We start from the raw sequence: 11,689 nt of genomic DNA on the forward strand, positions 1-11,689 counted from the left end.
GCAAGAGACATTTGGTGCGCGCGAAGTGATCGGAGGAGCGTCAAGTCGAATTGGTTAGAGCGGCGCATTCACCGTTCGACTGCAAAGATGCGCCAATCTTCCGGGACACCCTTAAGCGAATGATTGCCGCGATCACCAAAACGTAAGCCGGAACCTGCCACCAGGTCCTTGACCGTGCCCGACACCAACACCTCACTCGCGCCGGCGAGCGCCGCCACACGCGCTCCGATGTGAACGGCAATGCCGCATCGCCGATCACTTCGCACTCGCCGGTAACTGTCCGTGAAATCAGGGTTTAGCCTGCGCCCCGGCAGATCGTCCCAATAAAAATATACGCTCGGTCGTCCGTCAGAATATCGGCGGCGCGCGTCAGAAGCTCAGCCAGTAACGATCCATTAACCCCTAGGGCAGGTAGCCGTCACGAAGATCGTCATAGCGGCAGTTTTTTGCCACCGATCCGCCACCAGCTTGGCTGACGAATCGGGCGTGCTTGGAATCCCAACTTTTCATTGGCTGGAGGAGTGAAGTGCCCAGAGAGATGACGAACGCACACGAAGTCGAATGCGTCGCACTTACGCGAGACATCCGTGCGCTCTTGGCTGAAAGACAGGTTTCGCCGCCGATGGCCCGGGTCGTCTTGATCAACACGCTAGTCGCAATGATTAAGCATCTGGGAAGAAAAGACACGATGGAAGAGGCTGCGGAGGATTTGGTTCGCACGCTGCAACGGGCGATCTCGAAATCTCACTAAGCCTCAACCGGCTCGATGTAATCGCGGTGTGGGTGTTCTTCGTCCTGTTGCCGTCAAAGCGAACCATGACGGTGCGGCTATGGCGCGTAAGACCGACAACGGTACCCACCTTACTGCCGAGCAGTGGGCTACGTTCCCATCAAGGCCTGGCGCCCTAAATGGGAAACCCGATGAGGGTCATTGCCGTGATGATCGCCATCGCCGACAGCGCCGCCACAAACCAAAACGTTCTCGCGGCGGTCGGCTTTAGCTCGTTCACTATTTCCCCTTCGCCTTCAACCCGATCTCGACTGCCTCTCGCGCTAGCCTTTCTGCTCTAAGGCGTTTGTGGTTTGCATGGAATTCTGGCTCGGCTTGGCTGTCCGATATCGTCTGCCTCGACGAAAGCGGGTGGAGAGCCCGTCGCTCGAGCTCGTCCGCAACCTGTTGCTCGGCAGACCGCTTCGGCTTGATCATTTGCTTTTTCCTTCAGGCCCAGGTCGACCAGCCGGCGGAAGCTCAGTAATATTGCCTCTGCAAAAACACCCATATCAGGAAAACCAGGGCACCAATAATCCAGAGGAGGGTCTTGGGATCTTGGGTCCACTTCCAGTCCTTCATTTCGCTTTTGCCTTCAGCCCCAGCTGTATAAGCCTACGGTGCGAAACTAGTACCCCGCCGCAACCGGGAGGAAGCTGACGTGGTGCGGACGGAGCGCGGTTTTGGGTGACGGTCAACAGCACGAAGAGGTTTCGGATTCGCGCGTTGCTCAGTATGGACCCCAGACCGCGTGTAGCAGGACAGCAGTCACTGCAAAAAACATGACGGTCTTCCAGACGATAGGCCGAGGAGTGAATGCCATTAGGTTCAAGTGACTGGGCAACGGATCGTCCTGCCGGCGGCAACGAAGCGGGTCTAACTCACAGGTTTAAGTTGATCAAAAAGGCTGAGAGATCCGACCGTAACGGTGGCGAGACCAGCAAGCGTCCAAGCCAAAGGCGAGCCTGCCGCAATCGTTCCGGCAACGACCCAGATCCCGCAAGCAGTTATTCCAACAGAGATTAGATACGCGACAGCAGTTTCCATTTCGGTCCCTCCAAGTATGGGCCGAGAACTGCTCATTTAGACGGTTGAAGATCGAGAGATGGAAGCGGCTCCTGAGCAGGCAAAATGTTTTCGATTTGCTGCACTCTGCGGAGCAATTCGTCACGCCGGACCCCAGGCGGTGTGCCGTGAGCTTCCTTGCGCAGACGTTTTACACGCGCGGATGGCGTCTGATCAAAGCGATATACTTGATCGAGCGAAACTTGGTTCATAGAGCTGCACCATTGAGTTCGAGGTATGGCGAGCGCGGCCCACGTTAGGCCGGGCTTGTGTTGTACAACATCGCCGCGACGATGAGCAGTACAAGAAAGATCGGCAGCAACACTGGGAGTACCAGCCACTCACGAAAATTGAATAAAGACACCTTCAACATTTGACCGCCTTCAGTTGAGGCGGGAGCACAGACGCTCTCAGTCACCGATAACAGCCTAGGGGCGGGCGGCGATCAGTCTCTTTAGGCCATTCCGGTTAAAATAGCGAGAAAACAATCCGGGTCACTTCCGCTTAGCCGTTGACCTGTCCACCGCACATCGCGAAATTCTTCCGGTCCCTTGAGGAGACGGCGCTTCCGACTTGCCTTTACATCACTTTCAGCTGTGCCGACCGTTAAGCTGTCGATCGCGTCCAGACATCGCATGGCACGCCATCATGATACGTTGTCCGGGCAAAAAAATGGGTTGCTGCCGGACAGCAGTTCGAAGATACAGTCAACGTTGCCGTTCCCTAAATGAAAGCGCATGGGGCCGCCCCAATGGACCCCCTACTAGCACGTCCGGTGTTGGCACTTTTCAGACATGAGCGCGAAGCCGACGATTTCTGCTCGCGGGGGTAAAGCAGACAATCACGGCCACGAGCGCCGATGCCTGTTAGTGACCCATAACGGAAGTGAGGCGCAATTCGGATGCTTCTCTTACCGTGACGTCTGGAATCTCGGGCAAGCGCCGACAACTGATCCTCCAGGATCAATTTTGAAATCGTGCAGCAGGCGCCCGATCAGCGTGGATTTGCCGTCATCCACCGATCCGCATGTGAGGAATCGAAGCAGATCCTTTGCGGGCCCATCGAATTCGACGCCGAAGAGCTCGACCGCTGCTCGGCAGGCCGTGCTTGCACAAGGTTGGCCGGCACGTGAAATCTCCCGCTCGCAAGACCGTGCTGCCAAGCGATCTCTGGCGCAAATACCAGAACGACGCGCGTTCTGGCAGGCTCGCCGCCGCGCAAGCCAACCTTGCCGAGATCAGCATGGATCGAAGGCAACATCGACGCCGTCACAGCGTCACATCGATCATTGTAAATCCAGAGGCGGACCTTGCCGCTCCACGATTTCCTGATCGTGGATGTGGGCCATCACGTGCGCCAGATCACGCATGTCGAACCACTGCCCGCATGCCGCGTTTTCATGTGGTGGTCGGCCTCGGTCTAGCGATGCCGTTGACGTCCTGATCCGGTGTCGTCATCTGCAACGCCTATGACCTCGTACTCAAAGACGACCCCTTCGGGATCGTTCACCACGAACCACTCATCGGCAAGGTCCGAGTTTGCAAATACCTTGAGATGGTCACGGTCGCCGACCTGTTTCTTTGTATCGACGTAAATCCAGACCGTTTTCATCGATCTCGCGCCAGCTTGCGGCGCCCCCAGTGGGGTTCCTTGCGAGATGGTTTAAACTCCCGAACGTGGTCCCGGTTCAATGCTTTCATGACGCCGATCCGGGCAAACATCGTCGGGCCCGCTGGTATCGAAGAACATTGCCCGGCGGCACTGTGTCGTCAACTCAAGGGCGTGCGGCGCGAGAAGAATAGCTTAAAGGAAACAGGGACCTCGCGACTATGGGAGTTCAGATGAATACACAAGGCCAGCAGCCCGGCATCGATATGGCCAACAATTTTATGCTGATGACACTGTTCAGCATCTTGGCGGATATGGCAGAGGATCCTGATGGGTTTCGGTCCGATGTGAGAAAGGCATTGCTTGATTTGACCGACGACTACAAGCTGCCAGGAATTTCGCCAGAGACGGCGCAAGAGGCCCGCGATACCGCAAAACAGATCATCAACGGTATCCTAGCAAACGCAAAACCGATCAAGGCGCAATAGTTCAGGCCGCCGCCTGATCTTCTTTCTCCGCACCACGCAGCACAATCTTTAAGGCATCATCCAGCAACGGCCTTTGCAGCGCCTTAGCTTCATCCCATGGCGCGCGCATCCAAACGTCACGCTCTTCATCGGTCGTCAGTATCACCGGCATCGCCTTAGGATGGATCGGCTTGACAGTTGCGCTCGGCGCCGTGGTCAGGAAGCCGTAGACCTCGTGCGGTCCCGGTATCGGCTTCGACTTGGTGCCGCGATCCCCGTTGTAGGTCGTCCACATGCCTGCGAAGGCGAACAATGATCGGTCCTCGTTGAGCGCGAACCAGACGACGTCCTTCTTCTTGGTTTCCGGGTTCGGCTCGGGCGCGTATTCGGCGAAGCTGTTAGCCGGTACCAAGCAGCGGTTCTCCGGTTTGAGCCACATACGCCAGTGCGGCGATGACGTATTGCGGATGTTGGTGACTGGTGCGCCGCCAGTCCGCGGCGGTGGCGGCATGCCCCAGCGCATCATCACCAACTCTCGGCCAGTCTCGGTGTTGCGCACCACGGGAGCCGGGTAGTCGGGAAACACGCCCGGCATCGGCGGCAGGTTGCCGACGTAGCGGTTGATGACGCGGAAGAGCGCGCGGATGGCTTCTTGATTGGTGGTGATGCTGTAGAGATTGCACATCGAAGGCCGCCGCGAAGGATCGTGCTTGCGCTAGTCTCTATTACTATGCAGGTCCCTTAGCTTTCGCATGTAGTAGCCCTGCCTCTGGAGCGCGGAGCTGATCTCGTCGCTGACTTTTGTGACCCTCTTTTTGCTTTTACGCCATTTTCCCTGCGCCGCAGCGGGCGGCATTGGATATCCCGTCTTCACAACGAGCAGATCACGTTTGGTGTTGAAATACACGTCCATATGCCTCTCTCCCAAAGCGATGAACTTATCGCTTGCGAGCAAAATAATGGGTTACCAAAGTGCAACACCGAGCCCTATTGTGCGCTTGCGATTTACCACCAGCAAGAGTGCGCACGGCAGTGGCGCGCGGATCAACGGCTATTCTAATACCTCACTATAAGCGCGGCGAGTTGGATTGGTCGAGACGTTGGTGATGGACGAGCTTATAGCCCTCTGCCATGGGCGCATGACGTGCTTTGCAATGCGCAGCCGCTCGGCACGAGGCATGACCCGCTGCGCACTATCGCGGGCATAGGAACAGACATGAAAGCCGTAAGTTGATCACTGAATGGCAGAAGTCGATCCTGACAGGGCTATTCGGCTATGAGAAACATCGTGAACGAGACCGGTGAGATCATCGCCAAGGCAACGCATGACGGCACGTTGGTCGGCGGGCACCACCGCATCGCGGTGGCAGCTAGCCTCGGTCAAAAGCTGCTTTGGCAAGACAGCGGCGAACCTGTGAGCCTTGATGCCTTCTTCAGGCATCCGAGTAGTTCTCAGCGGCACATAGCTTGAGGCGCTCGCTACGTAGCGCCAACCGGACCAGCCCTCACTGAGTATGACGAGGAGCACATCATCACGTACATGCGGGTGCTTGATGCTGATCAACAAGGCGCCGATTGGCGTGATGTCTCTCGTATCGTCCTGCACATTGACCCAGACACCGAGGCCGACCGCGCGCGAATCGCATTCGAAAGCCATCTATCGCGTGCCAGATGGATGAGCGAGCAAGGTTATCGCCATCTGTTGCGAAGCGGCGCCTGGTCATCGCGACGCCTGCCTCTGACACGCTCGATCTAGACGTTGCCCTAGGAGTTGTCCCGGCGCTCCAGCGAGCAAACAGATTCACGATTACCTGCGGCGACGTTCGCTTTGATCGCTCGGTTCCTATGACGAAATCGTTCGAACTAGGCTGTGACGCGCTGCGCAAATCGTCGAGCGCTGATCGAAGCTCCGTGTGCATCGGAATTATTCTTCCGGACTGACCCTTGCTGGCATTGTCATGGAGGTAGATGGTCCGGCCAATTTGACCTTCGGCATCCGTGACCACGGCCCACGTGAGCGAGGCAATTTCTTTCGCTCTGAGCCCGGCTCTCACGGACAGCAGGAGGATGACACGATTTCTGGTCGGATATCTCGTTCTTACGATTGAGCCTAAGGCGGCATCGATTTGCCCCTTGGTCAGTGTTTTAGCCTGTTTTCCCAATGACACGTGAACCTCCTGAAGCTCATCAGGACGTTGGATAGTAATCGGTCAGAGGCACAATCGTACAGGATTGGCACGTCCGACCCGGGGATGTCTGTTGTTGGAAGTAAAGCGGACCTGCGCTGGTAGCTCGGTGAGCTCCGTTAATGACCCAGAACGGACATCATCCTGCTCGCCGACTCAAAGACCAGCGTCCGCCGATCGATCGAATGGAGTTTCGACCGTTCCGTCAGGCCAAAGTCATCAAAAGATCGCGTGCTCCAGTGAGGTTACCTCCGCTCAACGGACAAGCTCACGTGCGACATCAAGTCCACGTCAGCTCCGGCGCGGTCCCTTGGTGCTCAACCCTAACGATACGCTTTGGCGACCGCGGCTGAGTCCATGTACTCGTGGAAGGCCACGATCTGACCGCCGCGGACGGTGAAGACGTGCGCGAAGTCGCCCTCGATGGTGCGCCCGTTGGCTTTGACCTGCCAGACGTAGTGACCGAGCACGACGACCTTGTCGCCCTGTGCAATGAATTCACGCTCCTCGAATGAACGCGCATCCTGTAGGCTTGCGAGGGTCGAAAAGAACTCGCCGACAGCGCCGCGCCCCTGTCGCTTGCCAGCAAAAGGCACGTTCTCAATCTCTGGCAACTGCCACGTCACGTCATCTGACATGGATTGCAACAGCGCCGGGATGTCACCGGCCTTGAAGGTGGCATAAGCCTGCTCGACAAGTTGTCGGTTCTCATGTTCGCTCATCTGCACCCTCCTAACGCATTTGGGGTGAAAACGCGGTCATTTCATAACTCGTATGTGAACCTGTCAATGCGCGGACGGTGCATTTGGGTTGGCATTTGATGGGATTCCGACTTGCAGGAATCCACCTAGCTTCCGTCGAAGTCGGCAGAATGCAGGCGCAGGAGCTGGCAAGTTATTTCTGCGATTTGCTGCACGACGCAAGTCTGCTCTCCCGCCACGCAACTTTCGGTCTTGGCACCTTTGAGACATGGCGACCGACCCTGACGATGTCCGTTTCCAGGGGAAGACCGGAAAATAGTCGGCCGACGACCAAAATGACGCGATTGACCATTTTCTGAAGTGCTGCGAGGGCGCGACGAGGCTCGCAATTGATGAAGAAGCAGAGGTCTGGGCGGCCTCCAGCTTAGGGCCGCGGCTCATTGCGGGACATCAACCTCGTGGGTGTGATCTTCATGGGCATGTGGCTCGAGGCCCGGCACGGGCGCGCCCGTGAAATAACCTATAGCGCCAGGATGCAGCGGGATGCGCGAGTCGGGTGGCTCGGAGGACGAACCGCTCGGCAGCAGCAATTCGGGAAGGGCGCTGCGGCTCTTGTCCAACGCTTCGGCGATCAACCAGGCATGGCGTGCTGCAAAGTCGTCGCGGCAGACGAACAAATACTCTCCGATGCCGACGACGGTGAACAGCTTGACTGGTCCGTGGTCGGCGAAGGGGGGCCTCCCTTGTCGAAGGGCTGCCGCATCGTCGCGCCGCATCAGCGCGACGTCCAACTGCTGCGAGCTGATCAGACTGGCGATGCGCTCCTTGTGCGGCGCCCTGCTCACCTGAGCCTTGCTGCTCGGCAAGCGATCCGCGAGGACCTCAGCTACCCGCTTGCCGAGCTCGAACGAGGGAGGATCGGCGCGCGAAGTCAGGATCAGCAGGTGACGCCGGCGGTAGACGCCCCACTGGCCATAGGGTGCGTGGCCACAAAGGAACATGGCTGCGGCGCCGGCCCCCGCCGTTCGGAGGAATTCCCGGCGGCTCGGCCTCCCGCCAACCTCAGGACCTTCGGTCTTATGCCACACGCTACTACTTGCGGAATATGGTAGTTGGCAGGATGGCGGAGACTGCGTAGTTCGGCACGTCGACGACATTGCCGATACGCAGGTCGGCGGCCACGCTCGCCACGACATATGCCTGCTCCGGCGTGAGGCCCCTCTCGCCAACCATCCAGTCGATCAGCTCGATCAGGGCGTTGCGCGCCGCCAGCATGAGATCCTCCGAGAGGTTCTCGAGCGGGCCGATTTTCTGGCTGTCGAGGTAGGTATGGTAAGGCGGGATCTGGCCCTTGGCTTTCAGCGGGAAGCCGGTGGTGGCGTAGAACTCGGTCGGCGCCAACCGGATGAGCTGATCGCCGCCTTCGAAGTGCGGGACTTTGACTTTCGCGGCTTGCGCTTTGCGGATCTCGGTGACCAGCGTGACCGTCGCCCCCATCTCGATCGCCGTGCCGGAGACCTCGCCATCGCCTTGCGCGAAATGGACGTCGCCGACGAACAACCCGCACCCGTCCACGAAGCAGGGCAGCAGCAGCGTCGTGCCTACCACCATCTGCTTGATATCCATGTTGCCACCGTTCTCGCGCGGCGGAATGGTGCGCAGGCACTCATTCTTGCTGCTTCCGTTCTGACCGCAGACATCGCTCGGCAGCGCACCGAGCGGCTGCGGAGTCAGCACGACGCCGCCCGCGCTCTGCAGCGTCGCCTCGCGAGTGAGGATCGTGGCCACCTCGGGCTGGCCCGGCAGCACCCCGACCGTGCCCATAAATCCGTTAAAGGGGATGACGACGCCCGGGATCTGGTCGGAGACCGCCTCCTTGCGGTTGAGTTTCCAATTGGCGATGAAAGGCTTGGTGAAGCGATCGCGCAGGAAACCGAAGCCCGGGACGATCACAGTGTAACCGTAGTCGTCCGGCTGTACGTCGAGGAGTGTCACCGCCAGTACGTCGCCGCGCTGGGCACCCTCGATGAAGACCGGGCCGGTCAGCGGATGGACGAGATTGAGATCGGCCGCCGACACATCCTCGGGCTTGGAGCCGAGGTTGAAATCGGAGTCGAAGGCGTCGCGCGTTTCAAAGACGATATGCTGACCGGGGTTGGCGCGACTCACCGGCTTGATGGCCGGGTGCATGCGATTCATGCAGTTCTTGTCGTCGACGCAGTGCGCGCCGGTCTTCGCGACGCGCACAATCTGCCACGCCTTAACGGACGTCGTATCCGCATGCGCTGCGGTTGCGCTGAGCAGCAATGTCGCGGCCGCAGTGATGATCCAGAATTGCCCAGATTGCATCATTCGCTCCTCCCTCAGCAGAATCGTGGCCCTATTCTGGTCGGGACGACGATCGGCAACGCCTTGGGCGCCCGGCGGCACGATGAGGAGATCAAGATCTCGTCCTGACGACCGTCCGGCGAAGCTACTCCCCTTTGGGGTAAGTGCCAACCACCATGGGTCGAAAGGGCGGAAAAACAACGGCCTCTTCACCGCCATGGCGTTCTTGTCGGTCCAGCATTTCCTTGTCCTCAAAGTGCAGCGTTTTCAGTGTCGGCGCTGATACGACGGACATATCCTTCGCGGTCAGATCACCGAAACGAACGGCGCGAGACCGATCAGCAACAGGGCGACGCCCGTGGCACCTTCCAGGAGACGGGACAGATGGGCTAGGGTTGCCATGCCGGGTTCAGCTGCGCACGCGCCATTCGCGTGCGAAGATTGTCAGCAACGCAACAACGCAGGGCGTCAGGGCGCCGCCCAGCAGCATCGCGGCGGCGAAAGCAATGCCGGCCGGTGGGACACCGTTGCCAGGACGTAGACCATCGCGAACAACGTGAGGCGGGCACGGTACGAGACCCGCCACAAGTCCCACGGACAAGCATCGTGACGGTGTGGCTCACCGCGGATTGCGCGAAAGAGCAGCCATGCGCCGATGGCCGCCAGAAGACCGCGGCTCAGCAGTTCGAGGGCGGGGGCGCCCGGCGCCTCTGGTCGAGTGTGAACGCATGAAGCCGCCGGCGCCAACTCATAGCGACGTCCGCTTCTGGCCCCATAGCCGCCGTGCCCCTTTTTGTCGCCCATGACGGCTTTCAAAGGTAGAGCTGACCACGCGCCGATAGGTCCGCGAAGTCGCCTTTTGACCCTGCCAAGACCCAGAGCTGGGAATCGGCGCGCCGGCGGCACGCGTCGTTCCTAGTCAACGTAAGCCTGGCACTCGATCTCGACCTTCATTCGCGAATCGACCAATCCCTTCACCTCGACGAGCGTGGAGGCCGGCAGATTTTCGCCGAAATACGCTATGCGGCGCGGGTTGATTTTCGGTCGTTCCGTGACGTCCGTCATGAAAACTTGCACCTTGACGACATGCTCGGGCCCGGCGCCAGCCGCCTTCAGGCACTTGTCCATCACGGCGATGGCGATGTCGAATTGGGCAACAACGTCGGACGGTATGCTGCCGTCCTGCGCCTGGCCAACGACGCCAGCAACCCAGACGTGGGGGCCTGCGCGGGTCACGTGGCAATAGTGGCTGACTGGCTGTGGGATGTCGGGAACGATGATGCGCTGGATTTTTGGCATGCCTAGCTCCTGAATTGGGATCGACGTCCAGAGGCTAGTTGCAGTTGGCCCTGTCGGCCAGCACATCCTCTGCCCCGTGGTTTCGCGGTTTCGCAAGCGTTGGCTTCAATACTCACTAGCGCCAACAAGGTAATCGACGAAATGGGTACCAGGTCCGTTTGTGGCACAAACCGGCGGTTAGAGGGTGGGCAGAGCATGTCCGCTCTGCCCGGGTACTTCAGACATCAACTTGTTCCGCAATAGCCAGGGCGTCATCTACTTCGATCCCGAGATATCTGACCGTGCTTTCGATCTTGGTATGTCCGAGCAAAAGCTGGACGGTCCTGAGATTTCCCGTCCGCCGGGGCCGCAGTCAGTTGATCCTGCATGGTCATACTCCTCTGTTACGGGGGTCGAGGAGTCTGTGCCAGCGGCTAGGGGATTGGAATCAGGTCTGCTTTCGGACCACGACCGAACTGGCGTCTAATTTGGCTATGAGCGACCGGTAGCGATTGACCCATCTGAGACATGGGCCGCAACCCTTGTTCGTCTGCTATATCATACAAGCGAGGGGGCCGATTACCGACGCCTCTGCGACATGGAAAGGAGATGCGGAGCATGATGCATAGAGTATTCGTTTACGGCACCCTCAAGAGCGGCCTCTTTAACCATCGCTTGCTTGGTGGTTGCGAGTTCTTCGGCGGCGCGGTTACCGTGCCGACCTACAAGATGATTGAGACCGGCCACAAGATGATTGAGACCGGCTTCCCAGTGATCCTGCCCGATCCAGAAGGCAAGCCATTAGCCGGCGAAATCTATACCGTCGATGATGAGACGCTAGCGCGGCTCGACCAACTTGAGCGCGAAGGCAGCTCCTACGACCGTGAGCTGATCGACGTCACCTTAGCGCTCGCCGCTGGCGAGCGCCTGCCGACCAAGGCGTTCATATACGTTGGCCGCGAAGATCGCTTTGGCAAAGCATTCGCTCGCGGCCCGCTCTATGAGACCGTGAATGAGCGAGGTGAACTGGATTGGAAGGTAGGCGCATGACGAGAAGGCAATGGCAGTTGGCCGACGGCAGCTTTCAGCACCATTCGGACTTAATCTGTCCGCCTGACGATGTCGGCTCACCGGGGTAAAGCGGAAGTAACGTGGACATGCTCAACCGTCGCTTTTTGACCGATTGTGTTGAAAAAGTCCTTTTTCGCTGATGACTGAAAATTCTCAGGACCGCTGGTGCGTCTCTCTCGCAGCGAAGTGAGGGACCACATCAATTACCGCAAAAAC

At 58.7% G+C, this 11,689-nt stretch carries 10 protein-coding genes and 3 pseudogenes; 4 read left to right on the forward strand and 9 right to left on the reverse strand.

The annotated features are described in order from the left end of the window. Window positions 1-68 precede the first annotated feature (68 nt). Together CP49_RS43340 and CP49_RS24885 are read right to left on the reverse strand one after the other, a co-directional pair. A complete protein-coding gene (locus tag CP49_RS43340; protein ID WP_245310847.1) occupies window positions 69-218 on the reverse strand; it encodes a nucleotidyl cyclase domain-containing protein in 150 nt (49 codons plus the stop codon). Window positions 219-3,253: 3,035 nt separating this feature from the next. Then, window positions 3,254-3,445, reverse strand: a complete 192-nt coding sequence (locus CP49_RS24885) for a hypothetical protein (RefSeq protein WP_057852805.1) — start codon at window positions 3,443-3,445, stop codon at window positions 3,254-3,256. Window positions 3,446-3,675: 230 nt separating this feature from the next. Here CP49_RS24885 and CP49_RS24890 point away from each other — a divergent pair, with 230 nt between their 5' ends. Beyond that, window positions 3,676-3,930 carry a hypothetical protein gene (locus tag CP49_RS24890; protein WP_057852806.1) on the forward strand — a complete coding sequence of 85 codons (255 nt, stop codon included), beginning with the start codon at window positions 3,676-3,678 and terminating at the stop codon, window positions 3,928-3,930. 1 nt (window position 3,931) lies between these two features. Here CP49_RS24890 and CP49_RS24895 read toward each other — a convergent pair whose 3' ends face one another. Next, complete coding sequence (locus CP49_RS24895; protein WP_057852807.1) at window positions 3,932-4,594, reverse strand: SOS response-associated peptidase; 663 nt, start codon at window positions 4,592-4,594, stop codon at window positions 3,932-3,934. 603 nt (window positions 4,595-5,197) lie between these two features. Here CP49_RS24895 and CP49_RS43345 point away from each other — a divergent pair. Next, window positions 5,198-5,380 carry a hypothetical protein gene (locus CP49_RS43345; RefSeq protein WP_156438635.1) on the forward strand — a complete coding sequence of 61 codons (183 nt, stop codon included), beginning with the start codon at window positions 5,198-5,200 and terminating at the stop codon, window positions 5,378-5,380. A 12-nt stretch (window positions 5,381-5,392) separates the two neighbouring features. Then, a pseudogene (locus tag CP49_RS43350) lies at window positions 5,393-5,665 on the forward strand (DNA -binding domain-containing protein); the annotation flags it as partial. A gap of 31 nt (window positions 5,666-5,696) precedes the next feature. Here the strand turns inward: CP49_RS43350 and CP49_RS43355 are convergent. The 6 genes and pseudogenes from CP49_RS43355 to CP49_RS47795 all read right to left on the reverse strand — a co-directional run. Beyond that, window positions 5,697-6,077, reverse strand: a pseudogene (locus tag CP49_RS43355) (tyrosine-type recombinase/integrase); the annotation flags it as partial. 341 nt (window positions 6,078-6,418) lie between these two features. Further along, window positions 6,419-6,817, reverse strand: coding sequence for a nuclear transport factor 2 family protein (locus tag CP49_RS24910; RefSeq protein WP_057852833.1), 399 nt, complete (start codon window positions 6,815-6,817; stop codon window positions 6,419-6,421). A gap of 416 nt (window positions 6,818-7,233) precedes the next feature. Then, window positions 7,234-7,992 (reverse strand): twin-arginine translocation signal domain-containing protein, encoded by a 759-nt coding sequence (locus CP49_RS24915; protein ID WP_156438636.1) that lies wholly within the window; start codon window positions 7,990-7,992, stop codon window positions 7,234-7,236. Continuing rightward, window positions 7,889-9,343: an acetamidase/formamidase family protein gene (locus CP49_RS24920; RefSeq protein ID WP_197423224.1), complete on the reverse strand. Its 1,455-nt coding sequence runs from the start codon at window positions 9,341-9,343 to the stop codon at window positions 7,889-7,891. Before CP49_RS24920 ends, CP49_RS24915 begins: the two co-directional genes overlap by 104 nt. Window positions 9,344-10,039: 696 nt before the next feature. Beyond that, window positions 10,040-10,423, reverse strand: a complete 384-nt coding sequence (locus CP49_RS24925) for a RidA family protein (protein WP_057852810.1) — start codon at window positions 10,421-10,423, stop codon at window positions 10,040-10,042. Window positions 10,424-10,640: 217 nt separating this feature from the next. Continuing rightward, a pseudogene (locus CP49_RS47795) lies at window positions 10,641-10,766 on the reverse strand (tyrosine-type recombinase/integrase); the annotation flags it as partial. Between the two features lie 245 nt (window positions 10,767-11,011). Between CP49_RS47795 and CP49_RS24930 the strand changes: the two are divergent. Next, window positions 11,012-11,452: a gamma-glutamylcyclotransferase family protein gene (locus CP49_RS24930; protein WP_057852811.1), complete on the forward strand. Its 441-nt coding sequence runs from the start codon at window positions 11,012-11,014 to the stop codon at window positions 11,450-11,452. Window positions 11,453-11,689: the final 237 nt, after the last annotated feature.

The organism is Bradyrhizobium valentinum (assembly GCF_001440405.1).
Taxonomy (GTDB): domain Bacteria; phylum Pseudomonadota; class Alphaproteobacteria; order Rhizobiales; family Xanthobacteraceae; genus Bradyrhizobium; species Bradyrhizobium valentinum.